The sequence below is a fragment of the Citrobacter sp. HN-141 genome (assembly GCF_033341895.1).
GTDB lineage: Bacteria > Pseudomonadota > Gammaproteobacteria > Enterobacterales > Enterobacteriaceae > Citrobacter.
In genome coordinates this window covers 88,261-105,944 of record NZ_JAWPBF010000011.1, presented here as the reverse complement: position 1 = coordinate 105,944, position 17,684 = coordinate 88,261, and the positions used below count along the sequence as shown (strand labels likewise).

The 17,684-nt window shown below is 51.3% G+C and carries 22 protein-coding genes; 16 read left to right on the top strand and 6 right to left on the bottom strand.

Annotation, left to right across the window (positions count from 1 at the left end):
- Positions 1 to 41: 41 nt before the first annotated feature.
- The gene (locus RYZ59_RS15030; RefSeq protein WP_318049135.1) at positions 42 to 1,664 is read left to right on the top strand and encodes an isovaleryl-CoA dehydrogenase; all 1,623 of its coding nucleotides are present in this window, start codon (positions 42 to 44) and stop codon (positions 1,662 to 1,664) included.
- Positions 1,665 to 1,749: 85 nt separating this feature from the next.
- Here the strand turns inward: RYZ59_RS15030 and yjfN are convergent, their stop codons facing one another.
- Together yjfN and bsmA are read right to left on the bottom strand one after the other, a co-directional pair.
- On the bottom strand, positions 1,750 to 2,025 hold the full coding sequence (yjfN, locus tag RYZ59_RS15025) for a DUF1471 family protease activator YjfN (protein WP_005134428.1): 276 nt from the start codon (positions 2,023 to 2,025) through the stop codon (positions 1,750 to 1,752).
- Between the two features lie 147 nt (positions 2,026 to 2,172).
- Positions 2,173 to 2,502: a biofilm peroxide resistance protein BsmA gene (gene bsmA / locus RYZ59_RS15020; protein WP_040232967.1), complete on the bottom strand. Its 330-nt coding sequence runs from the start codon at positions 2,500 to 2,502 to the stop codon at positions 2,173 to 2,175.
- A 181-nt stretch (positions 2,503 to 2,683) separates the two neighbouring features.
- On the opposite strand from bsmA, the gene yjfP reads away from it, so the two are divergent.
- The gene (gene yjfP, locus RYZ59_RS15015; RefSeq protein WP_202039806.1) at positions 2,684 to 3,433 is read left to right on the top strand and encodes an esterase; all 750 of its coding nucleotides are present in this window, start codon (positions 2,684 to 2,686) and stop codon (positions 3,431 to 3,433) included.
- On the opposite strand, the gene ulaR is transcribed toward yjfP, so the two are convergent.
- Both ulaR and ulaG read right to left on the bottom strand, forming a co-directional pair.
- The gene (gene ulaR / locus RYZ59_RS15010; RefSeq protein WP_318049128.1) at positions 3,430 to 4,185 is read right to left on the bottom strand and encodes an HTH-type transcriptional regulator UlaR; all 756 of its coding nucleotides are present in this window, start codon (positions 4,183 to 4,185) and stop codon (positions 3,430 to 3,432) included. The two genes, yjfP and ulaR, sit on opposite strands and share 4 nt — an antisense overlap.
- 105 nt (positions 4,186 to 4,290) lie before the next feature.
- Entirely contained in the window at positions 4,291 to 5,355 is a 1,065-nt protein-coding gene (gene ulaG / locus RYZ59_RS15005; RefSeq protein WP_318049127.1) for an L-ascorbate 6-phosphate lactonase, read from the bottom strand.
- A gap of 367 nt (positions 5,356 to 5,722) precedes the next feature.
- Here ulaG and ulaA point away from each other — a divergent pair, with 367 nt between their 5' ends.
- From ulaA to RYZ59_RS14975, 6 genes are read left to right on the top strand one after another with little or no spacing between them, the layout of a single operon-like run.
- Entirely contained in the window at positions 5,723 to 7,120 is a 1,398-nt protein-coding gene (gene ulaA / locus RYZ59_RS15000; RefSeq protein WP_318049201.1) for a PTS ascorbate transporter subunit IIC, read from the top strand.
- Positions 7,121 to 7,135: 15 nt separating this feature from the next.
- On the top strand, positions 7,136 to 7,441 hold the full coding sequence (ulaB, locus tag RYZ59_RS14995; RefSeq protein ID WP_045439008.1) for a PTS ascorbate transporter subunit IIB: 306 nt from the start codon (positions 7,136 to 7,138) through the stop codon (positions 7,439 to 7,441).
- Between the two features lie 11 nt (positions 7,442 to 7,452).
- A complete protein-coding gene (gene ulaC, locus RYZ59_RS14990; RefSeq protein ID WP_318049121.1) occupies positions 7,453 to 7,920 on the top strand; it encodes a PTS ascorbate transporter subunit IIA in 468 nt (155 codons plus the stop codon).
- 12 nt (positions 7,921 to 7,932) lie between these two features.
- Entirely contained in the window at positions 7,933 to 8,583 is a 651-nt protein-coding gene (gene ulaD, locus RYZ59_RS14985; protein ID WP_318049119.1) for a 3-keto-L-gulonate-6-phosphate decarboxylase UlaD, read from the top strand.
- A gap of 9 nt (positions 8,584 to 8,592) precedes the next feature.
- Entirely contained in the window at positions 8,593 to 9,447 is an 855-nt protein-coding gene (locus RYZ59_RS14980) for an L-ribulose-5-phosphate 3-epimerase (protein ID WP_318049116.1), read from the top strand.
- On the top strand, positions 9,447 to 10,133 hold the full coding sequence (locus RYZ59_RS14975) for an L-ribulose-5-phosphate 4-epimerase (RefSeq protein WP_318049200.1): 687 nt from the start codon (positions 9,447 to 9,449) through the stop codon (positions 10,131 to 10,133). The genes RYZ59_RS14980 and RYZ59_RS14975 overlap by 1 nt, the downstream gene beginning before the upstream one ends.
- Positions 10,134 to 10,263: 130 nt before the next feature.
- Here RYZ59_RS14975 and yjfY read toward each other — a convergent pair whose 3' ends face one another.
- Positions 10,264 to 10,539, bottom strand: coding sequence for a DUF1471 family protein YjfY (gene yjfY / locus RYZ59_RS14970; RefSeq protein WP_318049113.1), 276 nt, complete (start codon positions 10,537 to 10,539; stop codon positions 10,264 to 10,266).
- 299 nt (positions 10,540 to 10,838) lie between these two features.
- On the opposite strand from yjfY, the gene RYZ59_RS14965 reads away from it, so the two are divergent.
- From RYZ59_RS14965 to RYZ59_RS14935, 6 genes are all read left to right on the top strand, one after another.
- Positions 10,839 to 11,603 (top strand): TSUP family transporter, encoded by a 765-nt coding sequence (locus RYZ59_RS14965; RefSeq protein WP_318049110.1) that lies wholly within the window; start codon positions 10,839 to 10,841, stop codon positions 11,601 to 11,603.
- Positions 11,604 to 11,761: 158 nt separating this feature from the next.
- Positions 11,762 to 12,157, top strand: coding sequence for a 30S ribosomal protein S6 (gene rpsF, locus RYZ59_RS14955; RefSeq protein WP_003025672.1), 396 nt, complete (start codon positions 11,762 to 11,764; stop codon positions 12,155 to 12,157).
- A 6-nt stretch (positions 12,158 to 12,163) separates the two neighbouring features.
- Positions 12,164 to 12,478 carry a primosomal replication protein N gene (priB, locus tag RYZ59_RS14950; protein ID WP_006686338.1) on the top strand — a complete coding sequence of 105 codons (315 nt, stop codon included), beginning with the start codon at positions 12,164 to 12,166 and terminating at the stop codon, positions 12,476 to 12,478.
- Between the two features lie 4 nt (positions 12,479 to 12,482).
- Positions 12,483 to 12,710 carry a 30S ribosomal protein S18 gene (rpsR, locus tag RYZ59_RS14945; RefSeq protein WP_000135199.1) on the top strand — a complete coding sequence of 76 codons (228 nt, stop codon included), beginning with the start codon at positions 12,483 to 12,485 and terminating at the stop codon, positions 12,708 to 12,710.
- A gap of 41 nt (positions 12,711 to 12,751) precedes the next feature.
- Positions 12,752 to 13,201 carry a 50S ribosomal protein L9 gene (rplI, locus tag RYZ59_RS14940; RefSeq protein ID WP_137383988.1) on the top strand — a complete coding sequence of 150 codons (450 nt, stop codon included), beginning with the start codon at positions 12,752 to 12,754 and terminating at the stop codon, positions 13,199 to 13,201.
- A gap of 142 nt (positions 13,202 to 13,343) precedes the next feature.
- Positions 13,344 to 14,267 (top strand): DMT family transporter, encoded by a 924-nt coding sequence (locus RYZ59_RS14935; RefSeq protein ID WP_202039798.1) that lies wholly within the window; start codon positions 13,344 to 13,346, stop codon positions 14,265 to 14,267.
- 88 nt (positions 14,268 to 14,355) lie between these two features.
- On the opposite strand, the gene RYZ59_RS14930 is transcribed toward RYZ59_RS14935, so the two are convergent.
- Positions 14,356 to 15,006 (bottom strand): OapA family protein, encoded by a 651-nt coding sequence (locus RYZ59_RS14930; protein WP_318049105.1) that lies wholly within the window; start codon positions 15,004 to 15,006, stop codon positions 14,356 to 14,358.
- Between the two features lie 218 nt (positions 15,007 to 15,224).
- Between RYZ59_RS14930 and fklB the strand changes: the two genes are divergently transcribed.
- Positions 15,225 to 15,845, top strand: coding sequence for a peptidylprolyl isomerase (gene fklB / locus RYZ59_RS14925; RefSeq protein ID WP_202039821.1), 621 nt, complete (start codon positions 15,225 to 15,227; stop codon positions 15,843 to 15,845).
- A gap of 308 nt (positions 15,846 to 16,153) precedes the next feature.
- A complete protein-coding gene (cycA, locus tag RYZ59_RS14920; protein WP_137383985.1) occupies positions 16,154 to 17,563 on the top strand; it encodes a D-serine/D-alanine/glycine transporter in 1,410 nt (469 codons plus the stop codon).
- Positions 17,564 to 17,684: the final 121 nt, after the last annotated feature.

Genomic DNA, 17,684 nt, shown 5'->3' with positions numbered 1-17,684 from the left:
GGCCATACTTATGGCGACGGCCATTGACGGAGGGAGACACAATGCACTGGCAAACGCATACCGTTTTTAACCAACCTGTACCGCTCAATAACAGCAATTTATACCTGTCCGATGGCGCACTGTGTGAAGCCGTTGCTCGCGAAGGCGCGGGCTGGGACAGCGATCTTCTCGCCAGTATTGGCCAGCAATTAGGGACCGCGGAATCGCTCGAGCTGGGCCGCCTGGCCAATACCTTTCCCCCCGAATTATTGCGTTACGATCCGCAGGGGCAGCGCCTGGATGATGTGCGGTTTCATCCCGCCTGGCATTTACTGATGCAGGGATTGTGCGCAAATCGCGTGCATAACCTGGCCTGGGAAGAGGAGGCGAGGCAGGGCACGTTTGTTGCCCGGGCGGCACGTTTTATGCTGCATGCGCAGGTGGAGGCGGGTACCTTGTGCCCGATAACCATGACCTTTGCCGCCACGCCGCTGTTACTGCAGATGCTACCTTCACAATTTCATGACTGGTTTACCCCTCTGCGCAGCGATCGCTATGACTCACATTTGCTGCCCGGTGGACAAAAGCGTGGGGTGCTGATTGGTATGGGAATGACGGAGAAGCAAGGGGGTTCAGATGTGCTGAGCAATACCACTCAGGCTGAGCGTCTTGCAGATGGCTCATATCGCCTGGTGGGCCATAAATGGTTTTTCTCCGTGCCGCAAAGCGATGCCCATTTGGTGCTGGCGCAGACAAAGGGGGGATTATCCTGCTTTTTTGTACCGCGATTCTTACCTGATGGTCGGCGCAACGCCATCCGCCTAGAACGCCTGAAAGATAAGCTCGGTAACCGTTCTAATGCCAGCTGTGAGGTTGAGTTTCAGGATGCCATCGGCTGGTTGCTGGGCGAGGAAGGGGAAGGTATTCGCCACATCCTGAAAATGGGCGGTATGACGCGTTTCGACTGCGCGCTGGGTAGCCACAGTATGATGCGACGCGCTTTTTCCGTGGCGATTTATCATGCACATCAGCGGCAGGTATTTGGTAAACCTTTGATCGAACAACCGATGATGCGTCAGGTACTAAGCCGAATGGCGTTGCAGTTGGAAGGGCAGACCGCGTTACTGTTTCGGCTGGCGCGAGCCTGGGATCGCCGCACCGATACGAAAGAAGCCCTGTGGGCCAGATTATTCACACCCGCAGCGAAATTTGCCATCTGCAAAAATGGCATGCCGTTTGTTGCCGAGGCCATGGAAGTGCTGGGTGGGGTGGGATATTGCGAAGAAAGTGAGTTGCCCCGTTTGTACAGTGAAATGCCGGTGAACAGTATCTGGGAGGGTTCCGGCAACATTATGTGTCTTGATGTATTGCGGGTGCTGACGAAACAACCCGGCATGTACGATATGCTCAGTGAGGCTTTTGCTGAAGTAAAAGGGCAAGATCGTCATTACGATCGGATGGTGCGTCAGTTACAGCAACACCTACGTAAGCCCAGTGAGGCGTTGGCGAGGGAGATTACGCAGCAGCTTTTTCTACTCGGGTGTGGCGCGCAGATATTGCGTTATGCCTCTCCGCCAGTGGCGCAGGCCTGGTGTCAGATGATGCTGGATACGCGTGGTGTAAAACAGTTGTCTGCACAGGTGCAGAGTGATTTGCTACTGCGGGCGACGGGAGGAATACGGTAATATTGTGCCAGATGGCGATGCTGTTGCGTCGTATCCTGCCTACGTTCAATACAGGCAGGATACGTTTACGCCATCCGGCAATCTGTTATGCATAAAGTATGGCCTGTACGCGCCAGTTATCTGGCTGCTGTTCTTCATACATCTGAATAATCCGGTACCATGAGGCACCTTGTTCATCCGCTTTTAACGCTACAACGCGTTCTACGTCCTGCGGGTTTCCTGCAATGTTACTGACCGATATCAGGCCAATTTCGTTCAGGCCTGTTACGCAGTCAGCACTGGCGAACTCGGCAGACTGCGCCGTTGTACCGACCAGTCCGGCAGAAAGCAGCAGTGAGGATAAGGCAAGTGATTGTTTCATCGTCAGCTCCATTATTCGTACCCCTACACATGGCAGGGCATTCCATCGCGATAATAAACCTCAAGCTCCCTGCTGTTGGTTTATTGTGCACAGGTAAACGCATAGGGGCGCAAAGCAATGTAAAACTGACTAAATTTCAACCCAATGTTATTTACGATACAAAATAGCTTGTGAATACCATTGGCCTGTCACTATGGTCTCATCAACTAATAAGACCACGTAATAATCAGCTTTAGCCGCGACGGCTTTGGCACGGATCTCTGCCAGCGCATCATCTGGAGAGCCTCTTACCAGCGCATTGACTGTCCCTATTCGCTGCAACCCGTTGCTCTGGTCGCGGCGGATCTCTTGCGGGTGGTCGGCTACGGGCGGTGCAGGTTGTGGTGTACCCTGTAGCACACTACAGGCGCTTAAAAACGTCACCAGCAACAAAGAGGCAAACCGACGCATAACTCTATCTCGTTTCCTGATAGCCATAGTGTAGTGCCTTATTAAATTCCCTTTAGGGGAATGTTCCCGAATTGTTATCTCTCACGCGATTTTCGAATGAAAATGTTGCGAAAGCGTAACCCAGTTCTCAACATTATGAATCATTGCTGAACACATTCACTTGCGTTAAGTATTTCTCCATGGCATACCAGAAAAAAAGAGGCGACAAATGATCGAAATTGAAACACGCCAGCTGGCTGGTATCCCTGTCCTGCACGCCGTTCCTGCGGGTAAACGCGAGTGCTCACTCCCTTGTATTATCTTCTATCACGGGTTTACCTCTTCAAGTCTGGTCTACAGCTATTTTGCCGTTGCTCTGGCACAGGCCGGATTCCGGGTCGTGATGCCTGATGCGCCCGATCATGGCGCACGCTCCACGAGTGACGCTCAGGGGAGAATGTATCGCTTCTGGCAGATTTTGCAGCAAAATATGCAGGAGTTTACGACGTTACGTGCGGCGCTGGTGGCAGAAAATTGGCTATCAGATGAACGTCTTGCCGTCGGGGGTGCCTCAATGGGGGCAATGACGGCTCTGGGCATTATGGCACGTCATCCTGACGTAAAATGTGCAGCGAGCCTGATGGGGTCGGGTTATTTTACCCGGCTTGCACAAACGCTTTTTCCCCCTGTAGCGGTTCAGACGCCAGAACAGCAAGCGGAATTTGATAAGATTATCGGCCCGCTAGCCGAGTGGGATGTCACACACCAGTTGCAACGTCTGGCCGACAGACCATTGCTGTTGTGGCATGGTCAGGATGACGATGTGGTTCCGGCTGTGGAAACGTTCCGTTTGCAGCAGGCGTTAATTCAGGCAGGTCTGGATAACCATCTGACCTGCCTGTGGGAAGCGGGTGTCCGACACCGCATCACGCCAGAAGCGCTCGCTGCGACAGTATCGTTTTTCCGCCAGCACCTTTAAACGCGCATAATGTTCACGCCCTGAGCCTCAAGTTGTTGCAGAATCTCAGGGTTAGCATTTTTGCCGGTAATCAGCATATCGATTTGATCGGCGCGACTGAACAACATTCCCGCACGCTCACCAACTTTACTGCTATCGACCAGCACCACCAGTTTGCCGACCACGTTGAGCATCTTTTGCTCTGCCATCGCCGTCAGCATATCGGTTTTATACAGTCCATCTGCGGTCAGTCCTTTACCACTCGTAAACATCCAGTGTCCGGCATACAGGCTATTTTCGCTGCCCTGCGGGCTAAGCGTGATGGATTGGCTCTTGTTGTATTGCCCTCCCATGATGATCACGCTTTCATGCTCCTGGTCGATCAGATAGTTTGCCAGCGGCAGATAATTGGTGATGATCTGCACGGGTTTGCCACACATTTCGCGACCCAGCAGGAAGGCGGTTGAGCCGCAGTTGATCACCACGCTTTCTCCGGCATTCACTAGCTGGGATGCCGCTTTGGCAATGCGAACTTTTTCATCGTGATTCTGTGCCTGGTGCAGATTCATCGGTGTCCAGCGTGGGCGCTGCTGGGTAATGGCTTCTGCCCCGTTACGGACTTTTTTGAGTTTGCCGCTTTCGTCGAGTTTGTTGATATCCCTGCGTGCTGTGGCCGGTGAAATCCCCAGGCGCTCAATCACGTTCTCAACGGTAACAAAGCCCAATTGCGCCAGCATATCCAGCAATATTTGATGTCTTTGTGCTTCAGTCATGAGCTATTCCGATACAAATTGATTTGAAAAGATGATATTTGAAATAGCCTGGAAATACTAAGTAAATGGGAAAAAATGCCGGGAGAAACCGGCATTTTGTGTGGATCACAGGAAGGATTTAAACGGTAAATCCGGCTCAATCGTGAAGCAGTCATCAAAGCCGCGTGGATAGTGATATTCGAAGTTATCTTTATCCAGTGGCCAGGTGAACTTGCCGCCGACCTGCCAGATAAACGGTTTGAAATTATACTTCAGCCGATCTTTTTTCATGTTCCACAGGACGCGGATCTCCTGTGGATCAGCCTGAAAGTTTGACCAGATATCATGATGGAAAGGGATCACCACTTTTGTATTTAAGGATTCCGCCATGCGCAGTATGTCGGAGCTGGTCATCTTGTCCGTAATCCCACGCGGGTTTTCACCGTAGGAGCCGAGCGCGACGTCGATCTGATGCTCGTTGCCGTGTTTTGCATAATAGTTGGAGTAGTGGGAGTCACCGCTGTGGTACAACGTGCCGCCCGGAGTCTTGAACAGATAGTTTACCGCGCGTGCATCCATGCCATCTGGCAGAACGCCAGCGGCTTTCTGATCGGCTGGCAGGGTGATTAACGCAGTACGATCAAATGCGTCAAGCGCATGAATTTCAATATCTTTCACTTTAACCACATCGCCGGGTTTTACCACGATGCAGCGCTCTTGTGGTACACCCCAACCGATCCACAGATCGACACAGGTTTGCGGTCCGATAAACGGTACGTCGTCTGCACAGTTCTGCATGATGGCGGCGGCGACATTCACATCAATGTGATCGTTATGATCGTGCGTAGCAAGAACCGCGTCGATCTGACGAATAGCAAACGGATCAAGGACAAACGGCGTAGTGCGCAGATTGGGTTGTAGTTTCTTTACACCCGCCATGCGCTGCATTTGGTGGCCGGTTTTCATCAGTGGGTTGCCGTGGCTTTGTTTACCGGTGCCGCACCAGAAATCGACGCAGACGTTAGTCCCGCCTTCCGACTTCAGCCAAATTCCAGTACAGCCAAGCCACCACATCGCAAAGGTGCCTGGTGCAACCTGTTCCTGCTCGATCTCTTCATTCAGCCAGCTTCCCCACTCCGGGAATGTGCTCAGGATCCATGATTCACGCGTGATGCTTTTTACTTTACTCATCGCAATTACCTTCATGTTTATTCAAGTTAAATCAAATTGTGATTTGTTTTGATTGATTCTGGCATCATTTTATCAAGAAGGCAATGTGCTGATTTTTCTTATTCAGCGGGTAAGTGTGAGGGAATCACTACATGGCAGGATGGTTTGTAAGAAATAATTTTTTGTATTTTATTGTTTTAATGAGGTTTATTTTTTATTTTCTGAATAAAGATTAAAACCATGCTGCAAGCAAGAGAATTATTTGCGTACTGCATCACATTTAATCAAATTCAATCTTGTTGTGATTACTTTTGAAAACTAGAGTGAAAGCACAACATCCTGGGCATCTGTAATGAATGTTCAGCAACTTCGTCTTCTGGAGATCGTTATGGAGATCCTCTACAACATCTTTACCGTCTTTTTTAATCAGGTTATGACTAACGCCCCACTGCTGCTGGGGATAGTGACCTGCCTCGGCTACATCTTGCTGCGTAAAAGCGTCAGCGTAATTATTAAAGGCACGATCAAAACGATCATCGGCTTTATGTTGCTGCAGGCAGGGTCCGGCATCCTGACCAGCACGTTCAAACCGGTAGTGGCTAAGATGTCTGAGGTCTATGGCATCAACGGGGCGATTTCAGATACCTATGCCTCAATGATGGCGACCATTGAACGCATGGGGGATGCCTATAGCTGGGTGGGGTATGCGGTGCTGTTAGCGCTGGCGCTGAATATTTGTTACGTACTGCTACGGCGTATTACCGGTATCCGCACCATCATGCTGACCGGACACATCATGTTCCAGCAGGCGGGGCTGATTGCGGTTTCTCTGTATATCTTTGGTTACCCGATGTGGACCACCATTATCTGTACGGCGGTACTGGTGTCGCTCTATTGGGGTATTACCTCCAACATGATGTACAAACCGACGCAAGACGTGACTGACGGCTGTGGCTTCTCTATTGGTCACCAGCAGCAGTTCGCCTCCTGGATTGCTTACAAAGTTGCCCCTTATCTCGGTAAGAAAGAAGAGAGTGTCGAAGATCTTAAGCTGCCGGGCTGGTTGAATATCTTCCATGACAACATCGTTTCAACCGCGATCGTGATGACCCTCTTCTTCGGTGCAATCCTGCTCTCTTTTGGCATTGATGTGGTCCAGGCGATGGCGGGAAAAACGCACTGGACGGTGTATATCCTGCAAACCGGTTTCTCGTTCGCTGTTGCCATTTTCATCATCACCCAGGGTGTACGTATGTTCGTTGCTGAACTTTCAGAAGCGTTCAACGGTATTTCTCAACGTTTGATTCCTGGGGCGGTCCTGGCGATTGACTGTGCGGCGATATACAGCTTTGCCCCAAACGCTGTGGTCTGGGGTTTTATGTGGGGCACCATCGGTCAACTGATTGCTGTTGGCATTCTGGTAGGTCTCGGCTCTTCCATTCTGATTATCCCCGGCTTTATTCCAATGTTCTTCTCTAACGCCACTATCGGCGTATTTGCCAACCATTTTGGCGGCTGGCGAGCGGCGCTCAAGATTTGTCTGGTGATGGGCATGATTGAAATATTCGGCTGCGTCTGGGCAGTAAAACTCACCGGTATGAGCGCCTGGATGGGGATGGCTGACTGGTCGATTCTGGCCCCGCCTATGATGCAGGGTTTCGCCTCTATCGGGCTGATTTTTATGGCCGTCATTATTCTGATTGCGCTGGCTTATATGTTTTTCGCAGGACGCACCTTGCGCGCTGAGGAAGACGCAGAAAAACAACTGGCAGAACACTCTGCTTAATAAGGAGTTCCGATTATGACCGTACGTATTCTGGCTGTATGTGGCAACGGACAGGGCAGTTCCATGATCATGAAAATGAAGGTGGATCAGTTTTTAACTCAGTCAAATATTGACCATACGGTAAACAGCTGCGCAGTGGGTGAGTATAAAAGTGAACTGAGCGGCGCGGACATCATCATCGCCTCTACCCATATCGCCGGCGAAATTACCGTTTCTGGCAATAAGTATGTAGTAGGGGTACGCAACATGCTGTCTCCCGCTGATTTTGGTCCAAAACTGCTGGAAGTGATTAAAGAACACTTTCCGCAGGACGTGAAGTAAGGACGCGGAATATGAAACTACGTGATTCGCTGGCGGACAATAATTCCATCCTTTTGCAAGCCGAGGCCAGTAGCTGGCAGGAAGCGGTAAAACTCAGTGTTGATTTGCTGGTTAAGGCTGATGTGGTCGAGCCACGCTACTACCAGGCCATTCTCGACGGGGTTGCACAGCACGGTCCTTACTTTGTGATTGCCCCAGGCCTGGCTATGCCGCATGGCCGTCCTGAAGAGGGGGTTAAAAAAACCGGTTTTGCGTTGGTCACGCTGAAAACGCCGTTAGTGTTCAACCATGAAGATAACGACCCGGTCGACATCCTGATAACGATGGCGGCGGTTGACGCTAATACGCATCAGGAAGTCGGCATCATGCAGATCGTTAACCTGTTTGACGATGAAGCCAATTTTGACCGTTTACGTGCCTGCCGCACCGCGCAGGAAGTGCTGGATTTAATTGATAACGCCACTGCGGCGGCTGTTTAAAGGAACAATAAAATGTCATTACCTATGTTGCAGGTTGCGCTGGATAACCAATCAATGGCTTCTGCGTATGAAACGACGCGGCTGATTGCCGAAGAGGTGGATATTATTGAGGTCGGCACCATCCTTTGTGTTGCTGAAGGTGTGCGTGCCGTTCGCGATCTAAAGGCGCTCTATCCACATAAAATTGTGCTGGCGGATGCCAAAATTGCCGATGCGGGGAAAATCCTGTCGCGTATGTGCTTTGAAGCCAATGCCGACTGGGTCACGGTGATTTGCTGTGCAGATATCAACACCACCAAGGGGGCACTCGAGGTGGCGAAAGAATTTAACGGGGATGTACAGATTGAACTGACGGGTTACTGGACCTGGGAACAGGCGCAAGAGTGGCGTGACGCGGGCATTGGGCAGGTGGTATATCACCGCAGCCGTGATGCGCAGGCGGCGGGTGTGGCGTGGGGAGAGGCGGATATCAGCGCGATCAAACGCCTGTCCGAGATGGGCTTTAAAGTCACTGTCACCGGCGGTCTGGCGCTGGAAGACCTGCCGCTGTTCCAGGGGATTCCGATTCATGTCTTTATTGCCGGTCGCAGCATTCGCGATGCCGCCTCTCCGGTGGAAGCGGCCCGTCAGTTCAAACGTTCCATTGCCCAACTGTGGGGATAAGGAGCGGACATGTTGTCAAAACAGATCCCACTTGGCATCTATGAAAAAGCGCTCCCTGCCGGGGAGTGTTGGCTGGCGCGTCTGCGCCTGGCAAAGGAGTTGGGTTTTGACTTTGTTGAAATGTCGGTTGATGAAACCGACGCGCGCCTGTCGCGGCTTGACTGGAGCCGCGAACAGCGTCTGACGCTGGTCACCGCGATTGCCGAAACCGGTGTGCGTGTCCCCTCGATGTGCCTGAGCGCCCACCGTCGTTTCCCGCTGGGTAGCGAAGATGATGCCGTCCGTGCCCAGGGGCTTGAGATTATGCGTAAAGCGATTCGGTTTGCGCAGGATATCGGTATTCGCGTTATTCAACTGGCGGGTTACGACGTCTATTACCAGCAGGCCAATAACGAAACGCGTCGTCGGTTTCGTGATGGGCTGAAAGAGAGTGTGGAGATGGCGAGTCGTGCGCAGGTGACGCTGGCGATGGAGATCATGGATTATCCGTTGATGAATTCGATCAGCAAGGCGCTGGGTTATGCCCACTACCTCAACAATCCGTGGTTCCAGCTCTATCCTGACATTGGCAATTTGTCGGCGTGGGATAATGACGTACAGATGGAACTGCAGGCGGGAATGGGCCATATCGTCGCCGTACACGTGAAAGATACCAAACCCGGCGTATTCAAAAATGTGCCGTTTGGTGAAGGGATTGTCGATTTCGAACGTTGTTTTGCGACGCTCAAACAGAGTGGGTATTGCGGGCCATACCTGATTGAGATATGGAGTGAAACGTCGGACGACCCGGCACGTGAAGTGGCGAAGGCGCGCGACTGGGTGAAAGCGCGGATGGCCAGTGCCGGTCTGATGGAGGCAACGTGATACAAGAGCTCAGGCAGCAGGTTTTTGCGGCTAACATGGACCTTCCACGCTACGGGCTGGTGACCTTTACCTGGGGAAACGTCAGCGCCATCAATCGTGAACATGGGCTGGTGGTGATTAAACCCAGCGGCGTCGACTACCAAACGATGAAAGTCGACGACATGGTGGTGGTAGATCTGGACGGCAACGTGGTGGAGGGATGCTATCGTCCTTCTTCAGATACCGCCACCCATCTGGCGCTGTATCGCCGTTATCCGTCGCTTGGCGGCGTGGTGCATACCCACTCAACTCATGCCACAGCGTGGGCGCAGGCGGGTCTGGCAATACCTGCGCTTGGCACGACGCATGCGGATTACTTCTTTGGCGATATTCCCTGTACCCGGGCTTTAACTGAAGCTGAAGTTCAGGATGAGTATGAGCTGAATACCGGTAGGGTGATTGTTGAAACGTTGGGGGAGGTCGAACCTTTACATACGCCAGGCGTCGTCGTGTATCAGCATGGCCCGTTTGCCTGGGGCAAAGATGCTCACGATGCGGTACATAACGCGGTGGTGATGGAAGAGGTGGCAAAAATGGCGTGGATTGCGCGTGGCATTAATCCGGCGCTAAACCCCATCGACGATTATCTGATGAATAAGCATTTTATGCGTAAGCATGGTCCAAACGCCTATTATGGACAGAAGTAACGGCTAAGTCCTGGAGCCAAATCATTCAGGGGATGTTATCGATCTGGCTTCAGGGCTTTTTTGCAAAAAAAGCCCCCAATAAAGGGGGCAAGTCAAACTGTGGCAATGTTCTCGTTGGTTATTTCTGGTGTTAACGATAAATATCTGCACTGGCGTGCATATTTCCGTTACTACCGGGTTCCCTGGTGAGGATCACGTGGTAGTAGGTTGCGCCTTGCGCATCGGTCTCTTCGTTCAGAGCCTGAGTGGCTTCACTTTCAGTGGCGAAGTTATGATTTATGTAAATTACGCCTAAGCTCTGCACATCATCCATATTTCTGGCCTGATGATTGTCAATTTTGATGGCTGCCATTGCATTTGCGCTCAGCAAAAGCACAACCAGAAGGGTCAAAACACGGGCTCGCATAGGTACCTCCTCGACTGCGGTCTTTGGTTGCTTGTCTCCTGTGAGTCGTTAGCTTCTGATGTAATTTTAACCGTAACCAACGTAGTCGATAGCGACCATTTCTGATGCAGTTGTTCAAAAAATTACCGCATTGCCATCTTTCCTTTAATTAACAGTCAGCTGATATCTCTCGCTGCGATAAAAAAATACCTGTTTCCCAGGCATAAACTCTTACCAAATTGTCAATTTAACCCGAGGAGTACGCCGTTTATAGTGGGCCGAATAATCAACATAACTTTATGATTATAAGGCAAAAACTTATGGATACTTCATTCATGGATTTCAGCTACTTTGTGATTATGTTTATGGTCGCGCTGGTGGCTGGCTTTATTAACGTGGTGTCAGGCGGCGGCGGGTTTCTTTCTATTGGCGCATTACTGATTTCCGGTTTACCCCCGGCTAACGCGCTGGCAACCAATAAAATCCAGGCGCTGGGTAGCTCGCTGACCTCCGGAATTTACTTTTTACGCCGTGGGCATATCAACGTGCAGGAGCACAAGTATGTGTTCTTATCTGCTTTTATTGGTTCGGCATTAGGTACGACGCTTATTCAGTTCATTGAACCAGAACTGCTGAAAAAACTGCTGCCGGTACTGATTATTGCCGTCGCTATCTACTTTATTTTTGCGCCTAATCTCAGCGAACCGAAGAGAAAGCAAAAAGTCTCCCTGTTTCTCTTTTCGTTGATCGGCGGGGGTTGCATTGGTTTTTATGATGGATTTCTCGGCGCTGGGGCTGGCTCCTTTTATACGCTCAGCTATATCCTGCTGTGGGGATACAGTATCGATAAAGCGCAAATCCACTCGAATTTTATTAACCTGGCGTCGAACATCGCCTCGATTTTATTCTTCATTTTCGGCGGTAAAATGATCTGGTCGCTGGGGCTGGTGATGTTTGCCGGGCAATCCCTCGGCGCACGTCTGGGTGCGACAGTCGTACTGACGCGCGGCAAGAAAGTCATCCGACCCATGATTGTCATCGTCTCTATTTGTATCAGCATCAAAATGCTGCTGGATATGTATTAATGGCGATATGATAAATAATCGTACAAGCACCTTGAGTTTACCTGCTGACCCCAGTATTATGACGCGTCATTTTTCAGCCGACCTTTAACACGTTCCTTGCCTCCATGGGCCTCGGCTGACCCAGACAGGAGGCTGAATAATCCGTAAGGAGCAATTCGATGCGTCATTACGAAATCGTTTTTATGGTCCATCCTGACCAGAGCGAACAGGTTCCGGGTATGATCGAACGCTACACTGCTGCCATCACTGGTGCAGAAGGCACGATCCACCGTCTGGAAGACTGGGGCCGCCGTCAGCTGGCTTACCCGATCAACAAACTGCACAAAGCTCACTACGTTCTGATGAACGTTGAAGCGCCGCAGGAAGTGATCGATGAGCTGGAAACTACCTTCCGCTTCAACGATGCCGTTATCCGCAGCATGGTTATGCGTACTAAACACGCTGTTACCGAAGCATCTCCGATGGTTAAAGCGAAAGACGAGCGTCGTGAACGTCGCGATGATTTCGCTAACGAAACCGCAGATGATGCTGAAGCTGGGGATTCTGAAGAGTAATTTCTGATGACCAACCGTCTGGCGCTGTCCGGCACCGTGTGCAGGGCTCCCCTTCGAAAGGTCAGTCCATCAGGAATTCCTCATTGCCAGTTCGTGCTTGAGCATCGTTCTGTGCAGGAGGAAGCCGGGTTTCACCGGCAGGCGTGGTGCCAAATGCCCGTTATTGTTAGCGGACACGAAAACCAGGCCATTACTCACAGTATAACGGTCGGTAGCGCAGTGACCGTTCAGGGGTTCATCTCTTGCCACAAGGCAAAGAACGGCCTGAGCAAAATGGTTCTGCATGCCGAGCAGATTGAATTGATAGATTCTGGAGACTAGCCATATGGCACGTTATTTCCGTCGTCGCAAGTTCTGCCGTTTCACCGCGGAAGGCGTTCAAGAGATCGACTATAAAGATATCGCTACGCTGAAAAACTACATCACCGAAAGCGGTAAGATTGTCCCAAGCCGTATCACCGGTACCCGTGCAAAATACCAGCGTCAGCTGGCTCGCGCTATCAAACGCGCTCGCTACCTGTCCCTGCTGCCGTACACTGATCGTCATCAGTAATCGGTCACGGTCCATTAATACGACTTTGAGAGGATAAGGTAATGCAAGTTATTCTGCTTGATAAAGTAGCAAACCTGGGTAGCCTGGGTGATCAGGTTAACGTTAAAGCGGGCTATGCTCGTAACTTCCTGGTACCACAGGGTAAAGCTGTTCCTGCTACCAAGAAAAACGTTGAATTTTTCGAAGCGCGTCGCGCTGAACTGGAAGCCAAACTGGCTGACGTTCTGGCCGCTGCTGAAGCTCGTGCTGAGAAAATCAATGCACTGGAAACCGTTACCATCGCGTCTAAAGCAGGCGACGAAGGTAAACTGTTCGGTTCCATCGGTACTCGCGACATCGCTGACGCTGTAACTGCAGCTGGCGTTGACGTTGCTAAGAGCGAAGTTCGTCTGCCGAACGGCGTTCTGCGTACCACTGGCGAGCACGAAGTGAGCTTCCAGGTTCACAGCGAAGTGTTTGCTAAGCTGACTGTAAACGTAGTTGCAGAATAAGTTTTTATTCTGATGACCGCGTAAAAGCGCCGGCCCTGTGCCGGCGTTTTGCTTTTCTACCCTCCTGTTTTTCGCTCTGGCTATTCTTTGTCCTTTTCGGGATAATCATAAAAATAAAACATTATTTCAAAGTGGTGATGGAATGGAACCAACGCACCAACCTCTGTTCGCGCGTAAAAATGTTGTCTACCTGGGCGCAGCCTTCTGTTGCCTGTTGTGGGGGAGCGCTTATCCAGCGATAAAAAGCGGATACGAGATCTTCCAGATTGCCACGGATGACATTCCGTCAAAAATTGTCTTTGCCGGATATCGTTTCCTGTTCGCGGGATTATTGTTGTTGCTGCTGGCGATGGTGCAGCGTAAACCGATTGGCAGGTTAAGCCCGCGCCAGTTTGGCCAGCTTACGCTGCTTGGGCTGACGCAAACCTCGCTACAATACATTTTCTTTTATATCGGTCTGGCATTCACGACGGGTGTAAAGGGGTCAATCATGAACGCTACCGGTACATTCTTTAGCGTGCTGTTGGCCCATTTTATCTATCAAAACGACAAACTAAGCTACAACAAAGCACTGGGTTGTATTCTGGGTTTTACCGGCGTGATGGTGGTGAACTTTAACAGCGGAATGGATTTTAGTTTCAGCCTGTTAGGAGATGGTTCAGTCGTGATGGCGGCCTTTATTCTCTCTGCGGCCACGCTATACGGTAAACGCATTTCTCAGACGGTAGACCCAACGGTCATGACAGGTTACCAACTGGGGATGGGCGGTCTGGCGTTGGTTATCGGCGGTTATGCTTTTGGCGGGACACTGACCGTACACGGCTCTGCTTCAGTGGCTATTCTGGGTTACCTGACGTTGCTTTCGTCGGTGGCCTTCGCTTTGTGGAGCATTTTGCTCAAGTACAACCGCGTGGGAATGATCGCGCCGTTTAACTTCCTGATCCCGGTTTCAGGGGCGGTGCTGTCGTCAATTTTCCTCGGTGAGAACATTCTCGAATGGAAATATGCGGTGGCGCTGGTGCTGGTCTGTTCGGGGATTTGGTGGGTGAATAAGGTGAAGCGGTAACGCCTGATGGCGCTAACGCTTATCAGGCCTACAATCGCGGGGGCCGTAGGCCGGGTAAGGCGAAGCCGCCACCCGGCAATCAGTTCATTTAGCGTGCGCGAATAAAGCTGCCGTTAGGCTGGCGGGTAAACAATACCTGCTGACCATTTCCGCTATCAATGGTTAACCCGGTCACCACCCCATTAGCATTCTGCCTGATTTTGATCATCTGGCCGTCTTTCAAATTGCTCAGCGGCTTCCCGGCGCCTTCCACTTGTGCCATTGCGTACACATCAGTTGGCGGAAGGTTATGGTCCCGGAAGACCTGCGCCAGCGTTTTCCCTGAGTCTACGCGGTAGGTACGCCACTGCTGCTCAATACCACTATTCTGCTGAAAGGGCTGCGTCTGAGGCTGTGATTGCTGGCTCTGTGGCTGTGTATCGGGATCGCCTTCCTGGATGGGTTCCGGCGCAACGGGAGCGACCTGGCCGGGATCATTTTGTGGTGCGACCAACTGTGCCTGAAGCTGCGCTTCAGTTGGCGGCTGGGACTGCGACTGCAAATCCAGCTGTGCATTACGCGTGACCACCGGGGTATCGTTGGTGTCATTGGAAGGGAGCAGGAAACCTATCACCAGCACGATGGCAGCAGCAATAATGCCACGGCGATGCATAGGCGGTAGCGGGTCCATAATGCGAAAATTGTCCGGTGCATGCCAGATTTTCGCCAGGGTTGGTTTTAATTCAAAGCGCCCGGGCATGGCTTTCCTCCTGCTCCGCGTCTCGTTCCTCTGTCATAGAGTATAGATCGCTAACTCTATGATACTTGTTCAGGTACCCGCTTTCGTGACATTGATACGGGCAATAGCATTGTTTCTTTTTCCTCGCGATTTGTCATCTGTTCCCGAGACAAAGTTTTACCGGATGCGGCATGGCTGATATGCTGCCCGCTACTTTACATCCGATGAAAGGAAATATGATGGCTACCCCGACTTTTGACACTATCGAAGCGCAAGCAAGCTACGGCATTGGTTTGCAGGTAGGACAGCAGCTGAGCGAATCCGGTCTGGAAGGGCTGTTACCTGAAGCGCTGGTAGCGGGTATCGCTGATGCGCTGGAAGGTAAACACCCGGCAGTGCCTGTTGATGTTGTGCACCGTGCGCTGCGTGAAATTCACGAACGTGCTGATGCAGTACGTCGCGAGCGTTTCCAGGCTATGGCGGCTGATGGCGTCAAATATCTGGAAGAAAACCGTGAGAAAGAAGGTGTGAATAGCACTGAATCCGGTCTGCAGTTCCGTGTGTTGACTCAGGGTGAAGGTTCTATCCCGGCGCGTACCGACCACGTACGCGTGCATTATACCGGTAAACTGATCGACGGTACCGTGTTTGACAGCTCTGTTGCGCGTGGCGAACCGGCTGAATTCCCGGTTAACGGCGTGATCCCAGGCTGGATTGAAGCACTGACCCTGATGCCGGTAGGTTCCAAATGGGAACTGACTATTCCTCAGGAACTGGCTTACGGTGAGCGTGGCGCTGGCGCGTCCATCCCTCCGTTCAGTACGCTGGTATTTGAAGTTGAGCTGCTTGAAATCGTGTAAGCAGTAACTTCTGTTCCCCCCGACGCTGGGGGGAGCAACAAAATAGCGTGAAAAGCTATTGTTATGCCGATATCGATATTTTATCTTGCAAATGATGTTATTGCGTGTATTTTTGTGAACTGATTCTCGCTATCAGAGTGATATGACACTCACTTTAAACATAAAATTAACATTATATCTAAATCTTAGTATTCATCCCGCCGATTCTTACCTAATATCGATGAGTCCTGCCAACAGGATCGTCGTATCATAGACACACTAAAGGCCGTAGAGCCTGAACAACACAGACAGGTACAGGAAGAAAAAACATGGTAGATCAGGTAAAAGTCGACGCCGTTGAAGAGGCTTCGTCTGAACAGTCGCTACGGCGCAATCTCACAAACCGTCATATTCAACTTATTGCCATTGGTGGCGCTATTGGTACCGGCCTGTTTATGGGCTCTGGGAAAACCATCAGCCTCGCCGGGCCGTCGATCATTTTTGTCTATATGATCATCGGTTTTATGCTGTTTTTCGTGATGCGGGCAATGGGAGAATTGCTGCTCTCGAATCTCGAATACAAATCCTTTAGTGATTTCGCCTCCGACCTGCTCGGGCCATGGGCCGGGTATTTTACCGGCTGGACCTATTGGTTCTGCTGGGTGGTTACCGGGATGGCAGACGTCGTTGCGATTACGGCGTATGCGCAATTCTGGTTCCCCGGGCTGTCAGACTGGGTGGCATCGCTGGCGGTGATCATTCTGTTGCTGGCTCTTAACCTCGCCACGGTGAAAATGTTTGGTGAGATGGAGTTCTGGTTTGCGATGATCAAAATCGTCGCCATTGTCGGCCTGATTGTCGTCGGTCTGGTGATGGTACTGACGCACTTCCAGTCGCCAACCGGCGTTCAGGCCTCGTTCACTCATCTGTGGAATGACGGTGGCTGGTTCCCGAAAGGTCTGAGTGGCTTCTTTGCGGGCTTCCAGATAGCGGTCTTCGCGTTTGTCGGTATTGAACTGGTGGGTACGACGGCTGCTGAAACTAAAGATCCGGAAAAGTCTCTGCCGCGCGCGATTAACTCGATTCCAATCCGTATCATCATGTTCTACGTTTTCGCGTTGATCGTGATTATGTCCGTGACGCCGTGGAGCTCGGTGGTTCCCACTAAGAGCCCATTCGTTGAGCTGTTTGTGCTGGTAGGTCTGCCAGCGGCGGCGAGCCTGATTAACTTTGTGGTGCTGACATCAGCGGCCTCTTCCGCAAACAGCGGCGTGTTCTCTACCAGCCGTATGCTGTTTGGTCTGGCTCAGGAAGGTGTTGCGCCAAAAGCGTTTGCTAAGCTGTCTAAACGTGCGGTGCCGGCGAAAGGCTTGACCTTCTCCTGTATCTGCCTGTTGGGCGGCGTGGTAATGCTCTATGTGAATCCGAGCGTAATCGGTGCGTTCACCATGATCACCACCGTGTCGGCAATCCTGTTTATGTTTGTCTGGACTATCATTCTTTGCTCTTATCTGGTGTATCGCAAACAGCGTCCACACCTGCATGAGAAATCGATCTACAAGATGCCGTTAGGCAAGCTGATGTGCTGGGTATGTATGGCGTTCTTCGTCTTCGTACTGGTGCTGCTGACGCTGGAAGAGGATACCCGTCAGGCGCTGATCGTCACGCCGCTGTGGTTTATCGCTCTGGGTCTGGGCTGGTTGTTCATCGGTAAAAAACGTATGGCAGGTACGCGATAATCGTTACGCAGTGAGATGTAGGCCGGATAAGGCGTTTACGCCGTATCCGGCAATATGTCGCCGGGATTCGCTTATCAGGCCTACGTTCTGACACAAAAAAGGCCACATAAGCAGTGGCCGA

What these genes read in the sequence shown, in the direction of transcription:
- RYZ59_RS15030 (WP_318049135.1), top strand. Translation starts at nt 42, where the DNA reads ATGCACTGGCAAACGCATACCGTTTTTAACCAACCTGTACCGCTCAAT.
- yjfN (WP_005134428.1), bottom strand. Translation starts at nt 2,025, where the DNA reads ATGAAACAATCACTTGCCTTATCCTCACTGCTGCTTTCTGCCGGACTG.
- bsmA (WP_040232967.1), bottom strand. Translation starts at nt 2,502, where the DNA reads ATGGCTATCAGGAAACGAGATAGAGTTATGCGTCGGTTTGCCTCTTTG.
- yjfP (WP_202039806.1), top strand. Translation starts at nt 2,684, where the DNA reads ATGATCGAAATTGAAACACGCCAGCTGGCTGGTATCCCTGTCCTGCAC.
- ulaR (WP_318049128.1), bottom strand. Translation starts at nt 4,185, where the DNA reads ATGACTGAAGCACAAAGACATCAAATATTGCTGGATATGCTGGCGCAA.
- ulaG (WP_318049127.1), bottom strand. Translation starts at nt 5,355, where the DNA reads ATGAGTAAAGTAAAAAGCATCACGCGTGAATCATGGATCCTGAGCACA.
- ulaA (WP_318049201.1), top strand. Translation starts at nt 5,723, where the DNA reads ATGGAGATCCTCTACAACATCTTTACCGTCTTTTTTAATCAGGTTATG.
- ulaB (WP_045439008.1), top strand. Translation starts at nt 7,136, where the DNA reads ATGACCGTACGTATTCTGGCTGTATGTGGCAACGGACAGGGCAGTTCC.
- ulaC (WP_318049121.1), top strand. Translation starts at nt 7,453, where the DNA reads ATGAAACTACGTGATTCGCTGGCGGACAATAATTCCATCCTTTTGCAA.
- ulaD (WP_318049119.1), top strand. Translation starts at nt 7,933, where the DNA reads ATGTCATTACCTATGTTGCAGGTTGCGCTGGATAACCAATCAATGGCT.
- RYZ59_RS14980 (WP_318049116.1), top strand. Translation starts at nt 8,593, where the DNA reads ATGTTGTCAAAACAGATCCCACTTGGCATCTATGAAAAAGCGCTCCCT.
- yjfY (WP_318049113.1), bottom strand. Translation starts at nt 10,539, where the DNA reads ATGCGAGCCCGTGTTTTGACCCTTCTGGTTGTGCTTTTGCTGAGCGCA.
- RYZ59_RS14965 (WP_318049110.1), top strand. Translation starts at nt 10,839, where the DNA reads ATGGATACTTCATTCATGGATTTCAGCTACTTTGTGATTATGTTTATG.
- rpsF (WP_003025672.1), top strand. Translation starts at nt 11,762, where the DNA reads ATGCGTCATTACGAAATCGTTTTTATGGTCCATCCTGACCAGAGCGAA.
- priB (WP_006686338.1), top strand. Translation starts at nt 12,164, where the DNA reads ATGACCAACCGTCTGGCGCTGTCCGGCACCGTGTGCAGGGCTCCCCTT.
- rpsR (WP_000135199.1), top strand. Translation starts at nt 12,483, where the DNA reads ATGGCACGTTATTTCCGTCGTCGCAAGTTCTGCCGTTTCACCGCGGAA.
- rplI (WP_137383988.1), top strand. Translation starts at nt 12,752, where the DNA reads ATGCAAGTTATTCTGCTTGATAAAGTAGCAAACCTGGGTAGCCTGGGT.
- RYZ59_RS14935 (WP_202039798.1), top strand. Translation starts at nt 13,344, where the DNA reads ATGGAACCAACGCACCAACCTCTGTTCGCGCGTAAAAATGTTGTCTAC.
- RYZ59_RS14930 (WP_318049105.1), bottom strand. Translation starts at nt 15,006, where the DNA reads ATGCCCGGGCGCTTTGAATTAAAACCAACCCTGGCGAAAATCTGGCAT.
- fklB (WP_202039821.1), top strand. Translation starts at nt 15,225, where the DNA reads ATGGCTACCCCGACTTTTGACACTATCGAAGCGCAAGCAAGCTACGGC.
- cycA (WP_137383985.1), top strand. Translation starts at nt 16,154, where the DNA reads ATGGTAGATCAGGTAAAAGTCGACGCCGTTGAAGAGGCTTCGTCTGAA.